The 16,244-nt window shown below is 70.7% G+C and carries 19 protein-coding genes; 9 read left to right on the forward strand and 10 right to left on the reverse strand.

Translation table 11 applies throughout. The features are described from left to right. From ACGFIO_RS06840 to ACGFIO_RS06850, 3 genes are all read right to left on the reverse strand, one after another. Positions 1-199 (reverse strand): hypothetical protein (locus ACGFIO_RS06840; protein ID WP_392823050.1); only part of this gene is annotated, 199 nt, incomplete at its 3' end. Between the two features lie 434 nt (positions 200-633). Further along, on the reverse strand, positions 634-813 hold the full coding sequence (locus ACGFIO_RS06845; protein ID WP_392823051.1) for a hypothetical protein: 180 nt from the start codon (positions 811-813) through the stop codon (positions 634-636). Then, positions 810-1,079 (reverse strand): hypothetical protein, encoded by a 270-nt coding sequence (locus ACGFIO_RS06850; protein WP_392823054.1) that lies wholly within the window; start codon positions 1,077-1,079, stop codon positions 810-812. The genes ACGFIO_RS06845 and ACGFIO_RS06850 overlap by 4 nt, the downstream gene beginning before the upstream one ends. Before the next feature lie 144 nt (positions 1,080-1,223). On the opposite strand from ACGFIO_RS06850, the gene ACGFIO_RS06855 reads away from it, so the two are divergent. The 6 genes from ACGFIO_RS06855 (at position 1,224) to ACGFIO_RS06880 (ending at position 5,535) form a co-directional block, all read left to right on the forward strand. Then, positions 1,224-2,063 carry a helix-turn-helix transcriptional regulator gene (locus ACGFIO_RS06855; protein ID WP_392823056.1) on the forward strand — a complete coding sequence of 280 codons (840 nt, stop codon included), beginning with the start codon at positions 1,224-1,226 and terminating at the stop codon, positions 2,061-2,063. Between the two features lie 72 nt (positions 2,064-2,135). Beyond that, positions 2,136-2,885: an SDR family oxidoreductase gene (locus ACGFIO_RS06860; RefSeq protein ID WP_392823058.1), complete on the forward strand. Its 750-nt coding sequence runs from the start codon at positions 2,136-2,138 to the stop codon at positions 2,883-2,885. A gap of 173 nt (positions 2,886-3,058) precedes the next feature. Beyond that, positions 3,059-3,346, forward strand: a complete 288-nt coding sequence (locus ACGFIO_RS06865) for a hypothetical protein (protein ID WP_392823060.1) — start codon at positions 3,059-3,061, stop codon at positions 3,344-3,346. Continuing rightward, entirely contained in the window at positions 3,343-4,743 is a 1,401-nt protein-coding gene (locus ACGFIO_RS06870) for a hypothetical protein (RefSeq protein ID WP_392823063.1), read from the forward strand. The genes ACGFIO_RS06865 and ACGFIO_RS06870 overlap by 4 nt, the downstream gene beginning before the upstream one ends. Continuing rightward, positions 4,727-5,281: a hypothetical protein gene (locus ACGFIO_RS06875; RefSeq protein WP_392823066.1), complete on the forward strand. Its 555-nt coding sequence runs from the start codon at positions 4,727-4,729 to the stop codon at positions 5,279-5,281. Before ACGFIO_RS06870 ends, ACGFIO_RS06875 begins: the two co-directional genes overlap by 17 nt. A gap of 47 nt (positions 5,282-5,328) precedes the next feature. After that, on the forward strand, positions 5,329-5,535 hold the full coding sequence (locus tag ACGFIO_RS06880) for a hypothetical protein (RefSeq protein ID WP_392823068.1): 207 nt from the start codon (positions 5,329-5,331) through the stop codon (positions 5,533-5,535). A gap of 63 nt (positions 5,536-5,598) precedes the next feature. Here the strand turns inward: ACGFIO_RS06880 and ACGFIO_RS06885 are convergent, their stop codons facing one another. Then, positions 5,599-6,561: a glycerophosphodiester phosphodiesterase family protein gene (locus tag ACGFIO_RS06885; protein WP_392823071.1), complete on the reverse strand. Its 963-nt coding sequence runs from the start codon at positions 6,559-6,561 to the stop codon at positions 5,599-5,601. Between the two features lie 45 nt (positions 6,562-6,606). On the opposite strand from ACGFIO_RS06885, the gene ACGFIO_RS06890 reads away from it, so the two are divergent. After that, positions 6,607-7,260 (forward strand): class I SAM-dependent methyltransferase, encoded by a 654-nt coding sequence (locus tag ACGFIO_RS06890; RefSeq protein WP_392823073.1) that lies wholly within the window; start codon positions 6,607-6,609, stop codon positions 7,258-7,260. A 7-nt stretch (positions 7,261-7,267) separates the two neighbouring features. Here ACGFIO_RS06890 and ACGFIO_RS06895 read toward each other — a convergent pair whose 3' ends face one another. The 3 genes from ACGFIO_RS06895 to ACGFIO_RS06905 all read right to left on the reverse strand — a co-directional run bounded on the left by ACGFIO_RS06895 (position 7,268) and on the right by ACGFIO_RS06905 (position 10,280). Beyond that, positions 7,268-8,779: an alpha/beta hydrolase gene (locus tag ACGFIO_RS06895; RefSeq protein ID WP_392823075.1), complete on the reverse strand. Its 1,512-nt coding sequence runs from the start codon at positions 8,777-8,779 to the stop codon at positions 7,268-7,270. A 93-nt stretch (positions 8,780-8,872) separates the two neighbouring features. Further along, positions 8,873-9,520: a class I SAM-dependent methyltransferase family protein gene (locus ACGFIO_RS06900; RefSeq protein ID WP_392823077.1), complete on the reverse strand. Its 648-nt coding sequence runs from the start codon at positions 9,518-9,520 to the stop codon at positions 8,873-8,875. 37 nt (positions 9,521-9,557) lie between these two features. Then, the gene (locus ACGFIO_RS06905; RefSeq protein WP_392824334.1) at positions 9,558-10,280 is read right to left on the reverse strand and encodes an endonuclease/exonuclease/phosphatase family protein; all 723 of its coding nucleotides are present in this window, start codon (positions 10,278-10,280) and stop codon (positions 9,558-9,560) included. A 236-nt stretch (positions 10,281-10,516) separates the two neighbouring features. Between ACGFIO_RS06905 and ACGFIO_RS06910 the strand changes: the two genes are divergently transcribed. Together ACGFIO_RS06910 and ACGFIO_RS06915 are read left to right on the forward strand one after the other, a co-directional pair. After that, on the forward strand, positions 10,517-10,699 hold the full coding sequence (locus ACGFIO_RS06910; protein ID WP_392823080.1) for a YegP family protein: 183 nt from the start codon (positions 10,517-10,519) through the stop codon (positions 10,697-10,699). A gap of 422 nt (positions 10,700-11,121) precedes the next feature. After that, complete coding sequence (locus ACGFIO_RS06915) at positions 11,122-12,741, forward strand: hypothetical protein (RefSeq protein WP_392823083.1); 1,620 nt, start codon at positions 11,122-11,124, stop codon at positions 12,739-12,741. Between the two features lie 14 nt (positions 12,742-12,755). Here the strand turns inward: ACGFIO_RS06915 and ACGFIO_RS06920 are convergent, their stop codons facing one another. The 3 genes from ACGFIO_RS06920 to ACGFIO_RS06930 are packed head-to-tail and all read right to left on the reverse strand — an operon-like array spanning position 12,756 to position 16,194. Further along, on the reverse strand, positions 12,756-14,255 hold the full coding sequence (locus ACGFIO_RS06920) for a phosphatase PAP2 family protein (RefSeq protein WP_392823085.1): 1,500 nt from the start codon (positions 14,253-14,255) through the stop codon (positions 12,756-12,758). A 29-nt stretch (positions 14,256-14,284) separates the two neighbouring features. Then, positions 14,285-15,256, reverse strand: coding sequence for a YihY/virulence factor BrkB family protein (locus ACGFIO_RS06925; protein ID WP_392823086.1), 972 nt, complete (start codon positions 15,254-15,256; stop codon positions 14,285-14,287). Further along, the gene (locus ACGFIO_RS06930) at positions 15,253-16,194 is read right to left on the reverse strand and encodes a diacylglycerol/lipid kinase family protein (protein WP_392823088.1); all 942 of its coding nucleotides are present in this window, start codon (positions 16,192-16,194) and stop codon (positions 15,253-15,255) included. The genes ACGFIO_RS06925 and ACGFIO_RS06930 overlap by 4 nt, the downstream gene beginning before the upstream one ends. Positions 16,195-16,244 lie beyond the last annotated feature (50 nt).

Raw genomic sequence — 16,244 nt, forward strand, 5'->3', positions numbered from 1 at the left:
CCTGACGCTGCACGGACTCGGGCTCCGCCTGATGCTGCACGGCGGACGATTCCGCCTGTTGCGGGGCAAGCAGTGACGACACCGCCCGGTTGCCCGCGTCTCGTTGCAGGCCGAGAAGCCCGGTGCGCGACGGACGCTTCTTGTCCGCGTGCCCGGCGGCCGGCTCGGCCCGCTGTTCCGAGGCCCTGTCCAATTCCATTCACTCATCCAACAACCGGCCGCCCGGACCCCGGCCTCACCTGACAGGAATCCGTCAGCTCGCATCACGCCGGGGTGAGCCGCATCACGGGAAGAAGCCGAATGTGGTCCGGCCGGTGGACGGGAGACCACAGGCGGCCGGTGGTGACCACGCTGGCCGCCGCGTGGTCAGAAGTCGCCGTTGACCTGGTTGCTGCGGGCACGGCGCCGTCGCCGTCGACCCAGCGACCCTTGATGTAGATCTCGTCCCGGTCGAACAGGTCCTCGTCGAGCGACCCGCCGATCTCGTAGAGAGGTGGATCGTGAAGACGGTCGCGGCCTGAGCGGGGGCGGTGACCGCGACGATCGCCATCGTGGCGTCCAGGCCGAGCGCGGCGGGCAGCCGTACGAACATCTTGGTGTTCTCATCGTGCTCCTTCGATCAGCAGAGGTGTGTCAGCTCATGGGGTCGGTCTGGGCCCAGCCGGCGAAGTCACGCGACTCCTCATTGGTCACCCGGAAGGCGCCGTTGCCGGTGTTGTAGGCGACCGGGATCGTCGTCCAACCCGAACCGAGGCCGGGCAGCAGCGCGATGTCCTGGAGGCCGCCGGCGGTGAAGTCGCCGCTGCCCATCATCGGCGGCGTCGCGGGACGCAGCAGGCCGGGCAGCGGGTCCAGTCGTGGAACAACCAGATGCCGCCGCGAACGACCGTCGCCGGTTCGGCGAGGTAGTCGTAGCAGCCGCCGTGGCCGCTGATCGGCCCGCTGCCGGTGGGCGGGTTCACCGGGTTGTCGATGGTCGCCCCGCAGGTGGGCGCGAGGACCTGGCGCAGCCGGGTGTCGGCCGGAGGAGAGGGCGGCGCTGCTGCCTTGATGTCGTGACGGTCAGAGGGGCGATACATATCTTTACACCCCGTGTCGTCAACTTACGGTTGACCGGATTCGGGCCGTAGCCAGGGCATGGGACACCTAGGCTGAGCGTGGCCTTCATATCCCGGTTCCGGGCGGCGATGCTGGATTCACGCCAGCACGAAGGGAGGTAGAACATGGATGACAAAGCGCTCGGCGAGTTCCTGCGCCATCGGCGGGAACGGTTACGACCCGAGGATGTGGGGCTGCCCGGCGGTGGCCGGCGCCGCACCCCCGGCTTACGCCGGGAGGAAGTGGCAAGCCTGGCGGCGTTGTCACCGGACTACTACTCGCGGCTCGAGCAGGGCCGGGTGCGTACGCCGTCGGCGGCGGCCCTGGCCAGCCTGGCCCGCGCCATCCGGCTCACCGGCGACGAGCAGAACTACCTGTTCCGCCTGGCCGGGCAGCAGCCACCGGAGCCGCGCTCACCACTGGCCCACGTCGACCCGGCCATGACCTACCTGCTGGACGCGCTCGAGCACACACCCGCCCAGGTCGCCGACGACCTGCTCACGGTGGTCGCGCAGAACCGTGCCGCGGAAAACCTGCTCGGTGTCTGGACCGGTCGGCCCGGGTACGAGTCCAATGTGACGTGGCGCTGGTTCGCCGACCCGGCCTCACGCGACAGCAACGATCCGGCCGAACACGAACGCATCGGCCGGGCCTACGCGGCCGACCTACGCGCCGGTGTGGCCCAGCGCTCACCGCGCGACCGGTTCGCCCACGGCATCGTGGCCGACCTTCTGCGGCGCAGCACCGAATTCGCCGGCCTGTGGGCGGAACAGTACGTCGCGGCGCTCAGCTCGGCGCCCAAACTGATCCGGCATCCGCTCGTCGGCCAACTCGACCTGCAATGCGATGTCGTGTTGAGCCCCGCCACCGGTCATCGGCTCATCCTCTTCCGGCCCCGGCCCGGGTCCGACGCTCGCGAACAGATCGCCTTCCTCGACGTACTCGGGAATCAGAAGTTCTCCTGAGCAACACCCCTCGCACCTCCAGAAACCGCGGAACGCGGACACTTCCGCGCGCCCATCACCAGAAGGAACCCCGTGAACATCACCGGAAACACCGTCTTCATCCCCGGCGCCACCTCCGGCATCGGCCTCGGCCTGGCCCAGCGGCTGAAGGCCAAAGGCAACACCGTCATCGCCGGTGGCCGCCGCACCGAGTTGCTCCAGCGGATCCAAGCCGAGCACGGCATCGACACCATCGCCATCGACACCACCGACCCGGCGTCGATCACCGCGGCCCGGGACGAACTCACCGCCCGCTATCCGGCGCTGGACACCCTGATCACGGTGGCCGGCATCATGGAGACGGAGGACCTGCGCGACCCGGCCGACCTGGAGGTCGCCGAGCGTACCGTCGCGGTCAATCTCCTCGGCCCGATCCGGCTGATCAGCGCGTTCCTGCCCGGACTGCTCACCCAGCCGGCCGCGACCGTCATGACTGTCACCTCCGGCCTGGCCTACGTGCCGCTGCCGGCCACGCCGACCTACAACGCCACCAAGGCCGCCGTCCACTCCTTCACCGAGAGCCTGCGGGTGCAGCTGACCAACAGCAACGTCCAGGTAATAGAGCTGGTGCCGCCGGCCACCCGGACCACGCTGATGAACCAGCAGAACTCCGAGGTGGCGATGCCCCTGGACGACCTCCTCGACCAGGTCATGGGTCTGATCGAGGCCGACCCGAAGGCCGAGCAGATCGTCGTCGAGCGCGTGAAGTGGCAGCGCAACGCCGTGGCCGAGGGCCGTTACGCCGACGTGCTGGGCGTACTCAGCGGCCGTTACCGCTCCTGACCACCCGCGGCGGGGGTCCGACAGGCAAAGGACGAGGCGGGGCGCGATGGGCACGGACCGCGCGTCCACGGCGCCGGACACCATCGTGTCCCGCGTGCCATCGACGGCCGTTGACCTGGTCTTGCGGAGTCCGCGTACCGTGCCGGAGGATGACCGGACAGGGGTCACCGAGGGTGAGCGTTTTCGAGGTTCAGATCGGGCAGCTGCGAAAAGCGGCCACGGCGGCGGCATCGGCCGCGGACCAGGCGCGGACGGTGGACCCGGGCACCGGCCTGGAGGCGGTCGCGACGGCGCTGCCCGGCGGGACCTCGGCGGCGGACGCGCCGGCCCTGGCGTCGACGTTCAACGAGCGTACGCGGGCGTGGGCGGATGAGATCGACCGATGGAGCGCATCGGTCACGGCCGCCGCGAAGGAATACGCCGAGAGCGATGAATCCGCGAAAAAGGCCTTCGGGGGATGACCGTCGGCTACGACGACGTCCGCCGATGGAACGCCGAGGCGGTCGAGACGGCGGCGACGGGAATGCGGGGCCGGCGGGACAAACTGGTCGGGCTGCAGGACGAGCTCGACGCGGCCCGGGCCCTGCCCGACTGGCACGGCGCCGCGGGTGAGGGCGCTCGCCGCTCACTCGGGGACACCCGGAACAATGCCGAGATCCTGGTCGCCGAGCTGTCCGCAGTCGTACGCGCCCTGGAGGACACGTCGGACGATGTGTCCACATTGCGGAGCCGGGTCGCCAACAACGACTCCCTCGCCGACACCTACCAGTTCCGGATCGCCGCCGACGGCGCGATCGTCGACGTCCGGCCGGCCGACCCGCCGCCGCAGTCGCGGTTCGAGGCCGAGGACCGGGCCGAGACCCGGCGGCACCGCGAGATCATCCGGGCGCAGCTGGTACGGGACACCACAGCGATCCTGACCACGGCCACCAGCATCGACGCCACGCTCACCCGGGTGCTGCAGCTCGCGCGGGACCGCAAGGTCAGCGACCACGAGGCGACCACCCTGGCCGACGCCGGCACGGGCGGGCAGATCGACGCGCAGGTGGCCGAGATGGAGCAGTCGCTGCGTGACGCCGGGCTGCTGACCGGGCCGCCCGCGTCCGGCCACTACCGGGAGTGGCTGGAGAACGCCGTACGCCGCGGCGTGCCGGTCGACACGATCAAGAAGATGATCACCGACCACCACATCACCCCGGAGGACTTCGCGATCCTCGACCGCATGGAGGAGATCCGCGAGGACGAGGACGGCGACGGGATCTACAAGTCGTACTTTCTGATGCCGGCGGACTTCAACGGGGACGACGCGGCCAAGGCCGTACGCATGACCTATGTTCTGAACGCCGGCACCGACTACGGCACCGAGGGCGAGAAGACCGACTTCGCGCCGGCCCCGTACGGATCAGAGGAACTGCGGCGCATCACCGACCGGCAACGGGAGAACTCCTTCAGCTACGACGACGATGTCGGATTCGTCCACGGCAACGGGGGCCGGCTGGTGACCACCCCGAACGGCATGATGATGGGTCTGGGCGGCAACCTCATCCAGGACCAGTTCAGCCAGCGCGGCGGGACGACGTGGGGCGACACGTTCATGCTCAACATCGACGACCCGCAGGACCCGGCACAACAGCTGCGCGAGACGGTGACCTCCGGCCACGCCTGGTACGAGGGCGACGACGGCGCCTACCGTGGTGATCTCGACATGGACCGGCTGCTGCACCACGAGGAGCGCCACTCCCAGCAGTGGGCGCGCGAAGGCTACACCGGCTTCCTCGCCTCGTACGCGTGGGAGCAGATCACCGGCGGCAACGAGACCGAGGAAGACGCGGGACTTTCCGATGGCGGATATCACTAAACTGCTGCGCCTCGCGTGCGCCGCCCTGCTCGTGAGCACAGCGGCCGCGGCGTGCGACACCGAGGCGCAGTTCGCGCCGTCCCTGCCGCCCGCGGCCGGGTTCCGCGTCGACGGCGGCGTCCTGAAACTGTGGACGGGCACCCCGTGCCCGGGCGTCACCGGCATGCGGCTGACCTTCGACTCCGGCACCCAGCAGAGTAGGGAGCAGGTGTGGGCGGCGCCGCAGCCCGGCGTACAGCTGGAACGCATGGATTTGCTCGAGACCGGCAGCCAGCCCGCCCCCGGCACCCCCGGACTTCACATTCAAAAACCACTACCCGCCGGGTACGACTGGACCAAGGCGAATTCCCTCAACTTCTCCGTCGACGGCCCCAAGGCCCTCGGCGCCCGAGCCGACGTCCCCCAGGTGCTCCGCGAGTCGCCCCAGCACCCGTCCGACAGCTATCTTTTCGGCCAGCGGGGCTGGATGAACGCATCCGACGTCCAACGCGAGAACCAGAAGAGTTTCCTGACCATCTGCACCCCCGACCCGAACTGACGCCGACCGTGAATTCGCCGAACCGCACCGGTCCAATACGGAAAGCGTTGCGTTACGTCGTCCTCGGCGCGTTCGCCGGCACCGCCCTGCTGATCCTGTTGCTCGCCGGCGAAGCGATACTCAGCGCCACCGGTCTGCTTTCCGACCCGCACGGCTACGGAATCTTCGCCGGATTCCTGTTCGCGGCGATCCTGACCCCGGTCGCCTTCGTGCTGTGGCTGGTCTACCGCTCGATGCGCCGCCGCGGCACCTGACCAGCGACAGAGCTCGCCGCGCGCTGCCGAAACCTGATCTGATCCGCTCCTGGCGTCCGGCGCCTACGGCGCGGACGGGCAGGCGGCGGTGCCGACGGTGCCGGGGCGGGCGATGCCTCGCCGGTCGAGCAGGTGTTCCAAGGTCGTCGGCCGGGACGACATCAGGCCGTCGGCGCAGGCGTCGATCAGGGAGTTGTAGGTTGCCTCGGTCTCGGCGGCGGTGCCGCTGAACCAGACGTGTACGGCGTACCCGTCGCTGTGTGCTCTTGCGATGAAGGTCGGCGTTGCGACATCGAGACCCTGGAACTCGACCGGGATCTGCAGCGCCACGGTTCCGTCGATCGGGCGGATGCGAAGGGTCAGATATCGGAGCACCCCGTTGAATCCGGGGGCCAGGCCGACCGACGGCGCCGAGCGGTGGAATTCGGCGATCGCCTCGTCGTTGAACGACGCCACGATGATGTCCCGGGTGCGGTTCAGGCGCTGTAGGAGGGCGGCCAGCAGTCGCGCGTTGCGTACGAAAGAATCGTCGTTCTCGCCCTTGATCTCGACGGTGAACGGGGTTTGCGGGAATCGGGTCAGCACCTGTTCGAGCGACGGCACGGTGAAGTCGTCGGGTGAATAACCGGGCGGCGGTGGGCGATCACCGGTTCGTATGCCGCGTAGCTCGGAGTGGAACGCCGCGTCCAGCTGCTGGATGTCACGTAACGACTTGTCCCGGACGGCGCCGTGGCCGTCGGTGGTGCGGTCGACCTCGGCGTCGTGCATGACGACGAGCACGTCGTCGGCGGTCGCGTGCACGTCCATCTCGAGCATGTCGGCGCCCAGGGCGGCGGCGCGGCGGAACGCGTACATGGTGTTGGACGGCGCCTCGCCCTCGCCGCCCTGATGCGCGATGGAAAGGAACGGCCGGGCCATCCACGGGCCCGGAGGCGAGTCGCCGGGGCGGGTCAGGTGCACCACGAACCCGGTCGCCAGCAGCACGACGACCGCGGCGACGATCAGCCAGGTTCGTCGAGACCTCATCCCGGCCAAGCCTAACGGCGAATGCGGAAATAGTAGGGTGGCGCGGTGGATATTCATTCCCTTCGCTGGCGCCTGGTCGATCGGCCCGGTTCCTGGGGCGCGCGACGGCGGGAAGCCCGGTCGCGCTGGCTGGGGGAAACGTTTCCGGAACTGACCGAGATGTCGGTGATCGATCTCGGTGGGCGGGTCGGGTTCTGGCGACAGCTGCCGGTACGCCCCAAGCACGTGCACGTGGTCAATCTGGAACCGTCGTCGGCCGATCTGCCCGAAGGCGTGACCGTCGATTACGGCGACGCCTGCGCGCTTCCGGCCGAGATCGCCGCGCGTCGATACGACCTGGCGTTCAGCAACTCCGTGATCGAGCATGTGGGCGGGCACGAGCGCCGGCTCCGATTCGCCGAGGCGGTTCACACGCTCGCGCCCGCACACTGGGTTCAGACGCCTTACCGGTATTTCCCGATCGAACCGCACTGGATCGCCCCGGGCATGCAGTTCCTGCCGGTGGCCGCGCGCCGCGAGATCGCGCGCACGTGGCCGCTCGCCTATACCCCGGGGCGGACCCGGGAGGAGGCCCTCTCCCGGGTCCTGTGGATCGAGTTGCTGGACCGGACGCAGATGCGTTCCTATTTCCCGGACTCGGAATTGCGGTCCGAGAAGGCCTACGGTCTCACCAAGTCCCTCATCGCGTACAAACGCTGAGGGGGAATCAGAGCCAGGGGCCGGGACGCCAGGTCGTGGTGGCGGTGGCCGACACGTCCTCCGGCGACGGGCCCGTGCAGAACTGGTCGCGGGCCGGTAGCCGGCCGTCGACCAGGAAAGCGGTGGCTATCGCGTCGGTGCACGGGCCGGAGCGGATGCCGTAGATGCCGTGGCCGCCGGCGTCGACGGTGACGAACGCGGCTCGGTGGCCCAAGGCCCGGCGCAGGCCGTAGCCGTTGCTCCAGGAGGTCGCCGGGTCACGCAGGTTCTGCAGGATCAGGACGTTGCGCGGCCCCCGGTCGGTGACCTTGACCGGTGGCTCGACCGGGCGGTAGGGCCAGAACGCGCAGGGCCAGATGTTGGCCGGCATGCCGGCGGTCGCCGGGTACTCGCGGCGGCTGGCAGCCGAGCCACGTGCGTAGACGTTGGTGTCGCGCGGCCAGCTCACGTCGTCGCAGACGATGCTGTAGAGCACGGCGATGGAGTTGTCGGGTGAGGGCTCGGCCAGCCCGGCGACTCCGCCGGCGGCGGGCGGGGTGGCCGGGTCGGAGAACTCCTGCCAGAACTCGGCCAGGAAGGGGAAGGCCCGGTCGTCGTACAGCGCGCTGCGGGTCTGCTCGCGGAAGAGGTTGCCGTTCACGGTGACGTCGGGCAGTTCGACCGGATCGCGGTCCAGCCGTGCGGCGATCCGATAGTAGGTGCGCTCGACCGCGCGCGGCGTGGCGCCCAGGTGGTAGATGTCGTCGCGGCGAGCCGCCCACTTGGTGAAGTCGGGCAGCCGCAACGCCACCGCCTCACCCCAGCTGCTCCACACGCCGTACCAGACCCGGGCCGGGTCGACCGCACTGTCCAGGATGATCCGGTCGGTGCGCCGCGGGAACAACGAGACATAGGCCGCGCCCAGGTACGTGCCGTACGAGTAACCGAGATACGACGTCTTGGACTCGCCGAGCGCGGCACGGATGCGGTCCATGTCGCGGGCGGTGTTGGCGGTGGTGATGTACGGCAGCACGTCACCGGCGTTCGCGGCACACCCTCGAGCGGTGGACCGGGCGTACGCGACGTTGCGCGCGATCGAACCGTCAGTGTCCGGGTACGGCAGGATCAGGTCGGTGGGCGTGGTGACGGGGATGCCGCAGGTGATCGGCGTGCTCTGGCCGACGCCGCGCGGGTCGAAGCCGATCAGGTCGTAGCGGTCGACCACATCGGCGGGCAGGCTGGCGGCTTCGAAGAGCGGCATGTCCAGGCCGCTGCCGCCCGGACCGCCGGGGTTGAGCAGCAGGATCCCCCGCCGCTTGGCCGGGTCGGCCGCCTTGAGGCGGGAGACGGCGACCGTGATCGACCGGCCGTGCGGAGCCCGGTAGTCGAGCGGCACGCTGAGGTCCGCACATTCCAGTGCGGCGTCCGGGACGGTGGCACACGGTCCCCAGCTCAGGCCCGGACTGGCTTGAGCCGCGGTGGCGAACATCTGCGATGCGAGGACGGAGACGGTGACGAACAGGGCAAGTGACCGTTTCATCGAGATACCTCCATCTCTCGATGCTCTCGCACCGGCGCCAGCCCCGGACAGCTCCAGGCCGTGTTTCGCAGTCCGGCCGTGGCCGCACACGGCCTAAACGAAGGCGAACATCCGCCCGTCCGGGACCGCGGGCGGCCGCCCGGTCAGGCGGTTGAGACCGACCCGGAAGTGCGCGTCGTCCGGGCGGGTGAAGTCCAGCTCGGTGAAGCCGCAGGTCAGGAAGTGCTCGCGCAGTTCCTGAGCCGGGTCGGTGTCATCGTCGGCGAAGTGCCCGCGGGTCCAGATGACCAGGCCGCCGTCGGCGAGCAGCCGCGGCAGCACGGCGATGGTGCGCAGCGCGTCGGCGCGGACCACGTTGCCGAAGACGCCGCACGCGGTCAGGATGTGCGCCGGGGCCAGGTCGGCGTAGGTCGCCGGGTCGCCCGCGTCGGCCGTGCGTACCTCGACCCCGGCCAGGCCGAGCTCGGCGGCGCTGGCGCGGGCCTTGGCGGCCAGGTCAGGATCGAATTCGACGAGTACGGCCGAGACGTGCGCGTCACGGCGCTCGGCCAGCACCGGCAGGACGTCGCGGCCCTCACCGGCACACATCACGACCAGCCGCAGCCGGCCGTCCTCGCGAGGCGCCTCGTCCAGCGCCCGGCGCAGGTCACGTTGCACCACCCGCAGGCGCCCGGCCAGCGACGAACCCGGGTCGTCGTAATGCTGGTGCCACTCCTGCCAGTCCTTCTCCCCATTGGCCATACCCGATTCGATCACGTCACCGGGCGGTCGGCGAAGGCTAGCCGAACGACGCGACCACCGGGTAATGGTCCGACGCCATGTCGGTGACCTCGTCGCGCCGCACCGACACGTAGCGGGCCAGCTTGGCCAGCGGCGGGCTCGCCATCAGATAGTCCAGCCGGAAGTCGCCGAACTCGTCCTGGCGCAGGCCTTCGGTGGGTACGGTCGGGCCGATGCCGCGACCCACGTCGACGAACCCGGCGGCGGCCATGGCCTGGATCGCGCGCGTGTCGACGCTGCCGTCCGGGCGCAGGTGGCGGCGCTGATACCGCGGGGCGATCCGCTTGACCGCCTCGCTGTGGTCGGTGCCCGGATCCAGTGAGTTCAGGTCGCCGGCGATCAAGACCTTTTGCCGGGTACGGAAGAAGCACGCCGACAACCAGGTCGCCTCGCGACGGCGTCGTTCCGGGTCGAACGGGTTGAGGTGGGTGCTGACGACTGTCAGACCACCGACCGTGGCGACGGCGGCGGCGTGGTGCAGACGCCACGTGATCGACCGGGTCCGGGCCGGCGCCCGACGGGAGAGCACGGCCACCGGCTGGCCGAACACGGACGGGGCCAGGTGGGCGTGCATGCCGACCTGGCCCGCGAAGTCCCGCGCGCGGCGGGCCGACCAGCCCTTGAGCTCCTGAAGGGCGAGCACGTCGGGCTGCTCACGCCGGATCACCGAGGCGATCGCGTCGAGCCGGTCCTGGCCGCCGACCAGGATGTTCCACGTCATCACACGCACCGGGCACCTCACATCGCCGCCAAACACTTCCCGGCCACGTTCTTTACCCACATTCCACCGTCAGGCGCGCCCCGGATCACGTCGCAGCCCCGGCTGGACTGCGAAACACGGCCTGAAACCCGGACTCGCCGTGGGCGTTGGTGTGACGTTCGGGCGGCCTGGGTACGACTCGTGGCAACGATCCGCGTGGCGAGCGCGACGCGGTCCTCTATCGAAGGTGAGGGACGATGGCGAGCAAGTTCGAGGTGTTCTCCGACAAGGCCGGCAAGTACCGGTTCCGGCTCAAGGCCTCCAACGGGCAGGTCGTCGCGACCGGCGAGGCGTACGACAGCAAGGCCGGGGCCAAGGACGGCTGCGAGGCGGTGCAGCGGGCGGCCGTCGGCGCCGAGATCGTCGACGCCGACGCCTGAGAACCGGGCCGCTCCCCGCCGGTACACGGAACGAATGACGGCACGGGCCGGGATCACCGCACATGATCCGCGTGCCGTTCGTCTCCGCTGATCGCTGGGTGGCGGGCGCCTTCACAGTGGTAGCCCTGAGCGGTGTCCGCGTCCCGGATACCGCTCAGGGCTACCACTGTGCTTTCGCCGGCGGGCGGCCAGGGCCAGCGACAGCAAGCTGGCCGTGATGGACAGGACGTCGCCGGCGACCTGGACGTACTCGTGCATTCGGGCTTCCTCCGAGGTGAGCGCGAGATGAGCGCGACGGGTGAGTGGAAGCACCAGGCTCCCGGCCGGCGGGCGGGTCCGGCCACCGGTCCGGACTCGCCCGGACCGGTGAATCCGGCGACCTGACCGTTCCGGCCGGAGCCGGCCGCGCCTACCGTGGTCCGGTGCTCGCTCCGGACCCCGACCACGTGCGCACACCCGAGCAGTTCGTGGCGGCGCTGAACGCCCTGCGCGGGAAACGCTCCTACAAGACGCTCGTCCGGGCGCACCCGGCGCTGCGGCCGAGCACGCTCGGCGACCTGCTGACCGGAAAGTCCACGCCGACCCGGGAGACGGTCGCCGCGTTCCTCAGCGCCTGCGGCCTCGACCAGCAGGCCCAGCGGCCCTGGATGGCGGCGCGGGACCGGGCCGGGGCCGCCCATCTGAACCGTCCGGCGGGGGCGATCCGGGTACGCGCGGCGGTGGCCCGGCGGCTCGGCGTCCACCCGTCGATCCGGACGAGCACGGACGCCGGTGAACTACCCGGCTACGTGCCGCGGGACTTCGATCCCGGCCTTCGGGAGATGCTGCGGCCGGGTACGTTCGTGCTGCTGCGCGGCGGTTCGTCGACCGGCAAGACGCGGGCGCTGTTCGAGGCCGTACGAGAAACGCTGCCGGACTGGTGGCTGTTGCACGGCGACGGTACGCCGGGTCCGCGAACCGTGTGGTGGCTCGACGAGTTGCAGCGGTGCCCGGTGCCGGCCGACCGCATGCGGGCAGCCCTGGCCGTCGGGGCGACAGCGGTCGCGACACTGTGGCCGGACGAGTACAACTGCCGGACCACGCCTCGGATCCCCGGCCGGCCCGACCCGTACGCCGACGAACGCGAGATCCTCGGCCTGGCGCACGTCATCGACGTACCGGATGAGTTCACCGCGGCCGAGCGCATGCGGGCCGAGCGCCTGGCCGCCGACGACCAGCGCCTGCGGATCGCCGTCGACAGCACCGACGCCGGCGTCACCCAGGTCCTCGCGGCCGGACCGGAACTGATCCGCCGCTGGGCCGGCGCCGACAGCACAGACCCGCGCCAGTATGCCGGCCAAGCCATCATCACGGCTGCCCTGGACGCCCGGCGGGTCGGAGCCCGCGGCCCGCTGACCCGCGACTGTCTGGCCGCCGCCGCACCGGCCTATCTGACCGCGGCGCAGCGGGCCGCCGCCCCGCCGGACTGGCTCGACCGCGCCGTCGACTACGCCACCACCCGGCTGCATGGTGCCGCCGCCTGCCTCACCCCGGTCGGCGCCGGCATGGCCGTCACCGCCGGCTACCTGACCGCCGACTACCTGCACCAGCACGCCCAGTGCGGGCGGCGGGCCGAGCCGCTGCCGGACGCGGTCTGGCAGGCGCTGGTCGATCACCATCCCGGCGACACCCTGGATCTGGCCGACAACGCCGCCCGCCGGGGCCGGCCCAAGATCGCGCGGCTGTTGCACGACCGGCTGCCGCGGGTGGAACGGTTACGCCACTACCTCAGCCGCGAATGCCACCGCACCCTGGTCAACGCCGTCATCCGTGACGGCCTCGCCGACGCCGACGAACAGGTCAACGCGTCACTGGCGGCCGGACGACGGTGGGCCGCACTGCGCGAACGCTCCGACGCCGGGTGTCCCGGGGCCGCCCGTCACCTGGTCGACGGGCTGACCCGCGACGGCGACCTGGACGCGCTGCTGGCCGAGGTGCACGCGGGCACACCGCTGGCCGCCGACCGCCTGTCCGCCCTGGACCGGCGCGCCGCCGGCTCCTGAGGCGCCCCGGGCCGTCATTTTCGCCCGGCCGACTCGGCGGCCGACTCGGCGGCAGGCTCGGCGGCAGGCTCGGCGGCAGGCTCGGCGGCAGGCGAAACAGCGGACGAACCGGCGGCAGGCGAAACAGCGGACGAACCGGCGGACGAATCGGCCGGAGGCGAGACGGAGGCGGCGGCGGGAGAAGGAGCCTCGGCCGCGCGCAGGGGACGGATCACCCAGCACAGCAGGCCCAGCCAGAGCCCGGTCAGCACGAGAGCCCCCAGCACGTCCGTCGGGTGGTGCATGCCTCGGTACATGCGGGACGTCGCCACCCCGAGCGGCATCACGATCGCCGGAAGCAGGGCGAACCAGCGCCACCGGCCGGTGAACCGGCCGATGACCAGGATGGCGATCGCCGTCCAGAGGCACAGCGTCGCGGCGATGTGGCCGGACGGGAACGACGACGTCGGCATGTGGCCGTCCAATTGTTCGACGCGGGGGCGGGGGCGTTGCACCGCCGCAGCCGTACACAGAAAGAGGGTGATCTCTCCGGCCATGGTCACGAGCAGGAACACGACCGGGCGCCACTGACGCCACACCGCGAGGGCCAGTGGGCAGGAGATCAGCAGGACCAGGGTGATGGCGTGGGTGTCGCCGGCCTTGCTCCAGAAGTAGCTCCAGTCGTCCAGCCCGGGGGTGCGGTGGCTCTGCATCCAGCGGTTGACGCCGTCGTCGTGGAAGGTGCGGAACCAGAGGCCGAGGACGTACAGCACGCCGAAGGTCAGGACCCAGCCGGTGATGATCTCGGCGGCGCGCAGCCACGGGCGGGAGATGCCCTGATGCCAGGGCGCGGGGCGGAGGTCGGGCGCCGCGGACGGGTCGAGGCCGCGGGAGGGGAAGTCAGGGCGGAAGGCGTACGCCGTCACGCCCAGCCACGCGACGCCGAGCAGCCAGCCGCCCAGCACGTCGGTCGTGTAGTGCACACCCAGCGCCACCCGGCTGAAGCCGACCAGCAGGATGATCAGGACGGGTACGGCCAGGAACGGCTTGCGCCACCGGGGCGGGACGGCGGGCAGGAAGATCAGGGCGAGCGCGCCGTAGACCACCATCGAGCCCAGGGCGTGCCCGCTCGGGAAACTGTTGCCGGGAGCGTGGGCGACAGGTGTCTCGAAGATCGGGCGTACCCGGCCGACCAGGGTCTTGAGGGTCGGGTCGAGCACGAGCGCGCCCACGCCGGCGACCACCAGGTAGAGGGCCAGCCGCCAGCGCCGCCGGATCAGCAGCACGAGCACCACGATCACGACCAGCCACAGCATGATGGGCCGGCCGCCGAGGGCCGAGATGCCGTTCAGGACCGGGACGTACGGCTCGACGACCGCGTTGAGCCCGTCCGCGACGGAAACGTCGAACCGGGTCAGCGGCGCCCACTGGCCGCGCACGAGCAGCAGGAGCAGGCCGAATCCGAAACCGACGGCCGCCACCACCAGGAAGCCGGCCACTGAACGGGAGCCGAAGCGACGGGTATCAACAGACACGGCCGACCCTTACCCCATGACAAGGATCGTCAATCGTCGGCCGACGGCTCCCACCGATCGGGTGGCGCCGGCTGGACGACCCCGACGCGCTGCGCCTCCAGCTGGGCGGCGAAGGCCAGACCGAAGAAGAACGCCACGCCGGTCAGGTTGGCCCAGATCAGCAGGGCCATGATCGCGGTGAGGGGTCCGTAGGTGGCGTCGAAGTCGTCGCTGATCCGCACGTAGCCGCCCAGGGCCAGGCTGGCCAGCCACCACAGCGCCGTCGCGATGCCGGCGCCGAACAGCAGCCAGGACAGGGCCGGCTGCTTGCGGCGCGGGGACTGCTCGAACAGCACGCCGACGGCGACCACGATCAGCGCCAGGCTGAGCGGCCACCGGACCCAGTCCCAGGTGGTACGCATGACCGAACCCCAGCCCAGCTCGCCGGCCAGCGAGTCGCCGGCCGCTCCCCCGGCCACCAGCAGCAGGAAGCCGGTCAGCGCGGGCACACCGGCGACCACGGCCAGGATCGCGGCCCGCACGTACTTGGCCAGGGCCGGCCGGTCCCGTTCGACACCGTAGATCCGGTTCGCGCCCCGCTCGATCTGCGCCATCGCCTGGGTCAGGGCCACGAGGCCGGTGATCAGGCCGACGACCAGCGCGAACTCGCCGTGGTCCTCGTCCTCCTCGTCGTCCGACATGGAGAGCAGGTCACGCACGAGCGGCTCGGAGGCGCCGGGGGTGAGCGCGACGACGGTGTCGGCGACGACCTTGCCACCCTCCTCGGCGCCCAGGTCGGTGGCCAGGCCGGAGAGCGCGATGAGGAACGGGACGATGGCCAGGCACAGCTGCAGGGCGAGCGCGCGCGAATGGCTGAAGCCGTCGCCGTACCGGAACCGCACGAACGCGTCCCGGAGCAGCGGCCACCGCCCGTAGTGCCACAGAGCCTCGAGCGCGTCGTCGGCGGAGAGTTCGTCCCCGGGCATCATCCGGGTCTCGGGGACCGGTTCGGTCGAGCTCACTCCGCCCTCTCACGCACCGCCTTGGCGTCGTACGCCAGGTCCGGGTCGGACGCGGGACGCGGCACGCAGAGCAGCAGCGCCTTCGGTTTCACCTGGACCCGCATCGTCTTGCCCGGGTCGATCAGGTCGCCGTCGAGCTGGCGCGGCTGCACGTGGTTGCTGGTGATCTCGACCCGCTCGGCCGAGTACGTCTCCATCCGCGGCACCCGCTTCTGCCGCCGCAGCACACCCCAGCCCAGGGCCAGCCAGTGCCACAGGTTGTTGGGGGTGAGGACGGCGACGTCGAGCCTGCCGTCGTCGGGCGAGGCCTCGTCGAGCAGGCGGATGCCACCCTGCAGGCGGCCGACGTTGCCGACGATGACCGTACGCGGGTGGCGGTGCTTGGGCGGGCCTCCGTCGAGCACGATGCGGACCCGCATGGGCGGATCGAAGAGCTTTTTCAGACCGCCGCCCACGTACGCCAGAGATCCGATCCTCTTCTTGGCCGTTTCCGACGTGGCGTCGAGCATCTGGGCGTCGAAGCCCATGCCGGCCATCACCGCGAAGCACTTGTCGTCGACCACGCCGACGTCGATCCGCTTGCGGCCGCCCTCGATCGCCACCTGCAGCGCCCCGGCCAGGTCGGTCGCGAGCCCGAGGTTGGCCGCGAGCAGGTTGCCGGTGCCGGCCGGCAGCACCGCCATCGCGACGTCCGTGCTGGCCAGAGCGGTCAGCACCGCCATCACCGTGCCGTCCCCGCCGCAGGCGAAGACCAGCTCGGCACCGTCGGCGACGGCCTGCTCGGCCTGCCCCTGGCCGGCGTCCTCGGGGGTGGTCTCCAGGAACCGGGGCTCGGGCCAGCCGGCGCCGGTCAACGTGGAAACGATGTCCGAGCGCAGCTGATCGAGGTCGTCAATCTTGGACGGGTTGACCACCACGGCGGAACGGGGTCCAGTCACGCCGCCCAGTCTGGCGGAGCCAGGTCACGACCGCATGTCGAGGTGAGTAC

Origin of the sequence: Actinoplanes sp. NPDC049265 (assembly GCF_043197135.1) — a bacterium.
In the GTDB taxonomy this organism is placed as follows: domain Bacteria; phylum Actinomycetota; class Actinomycetes; order Mycobacteriales; family Micromonosporaceae; genus Actinoplanes.

What these genes read in the sequence shown, in the direction of transcription:
- ACGFIO_RS06855 (WP_392823056.1), top strand. Translation starts at nt 1,224, where the DNA reads ATGGATGACAAAGCGCTCGGCGAGTTCCTGCGCCATCGGCGGGAACGG.
- ACGFIO_RS06885 (WP_392823071.1), bottom strand. Translation starts at nt 6,561, where the DNA reads ATGAGGTCTCGACGAACCTGGCTGATCGTCGCCGCGGTCGTCGTGCTG.
- ACGFIO_RS06875 (WP_392823066.1), top strand. Translation starts at nt 4,727, where the DNA reads ATGGCGGATATCACTAAACTGCTGCGCCTCGCGTGCGCCGCCCTGCTC.
- ACGFIO_RS06850 (WP_392823054.1), bottom strand. Translation starts at nt 1,079, where the DNA reads ATGTATCGCCCCTCTGACCGTCACGACATCAAGGCAGCAGCGCCGCCC.
- ACGFIO_RS06910 (WP_392823080.1), top strand. Translation starts at nt 10,517, where the DNA reads ATGGCGAGCAAGTTCGAGGTGTTCTCCGACAAGGCCGGCAAGTACCGG.
- ACGFIO_RS06845 (WP_392823051.1), bottom strand. Translation starts at nt 813, where the DNA reads ATGATGGGCAGCGGCGACTTCACCGCCGGCGGCCTCCAGGACATCGCG.
- ACGFIO_RS06870 (WP_392823063.1), top strand. Translation starts at nt 3,343, where the DNA reads ATGACCGTCGGCTACGACGACGTCCGCCGATGGAACGCCGAGGCGGTC.
- ACGFIO_RS06900 (WP_392823077.1), bottom strand. Translation starts at nt 9,520, where the DNA reads ATGGCCAATGGGGAGAAGGACTGGCAGGAGTGGCACCAGCATTACGAC.
- ACGFIO_RS06895 (WP_392823075.1), bottom strand. Translation starts at nt 8,779, where the DNA reads ATGAAACGGTCACTTGCCCTGTTCGTCACCGTCTCCGTCCTCGCATCG.
- ACGFIO_RS06905 (WP_392824334.1), bottom strand. Translation starts at nt 10,280, where the DNA reads ATGACGTGGAACATCCTGGTCGGCGGCCAGGACCGGCTCGACGCGATC.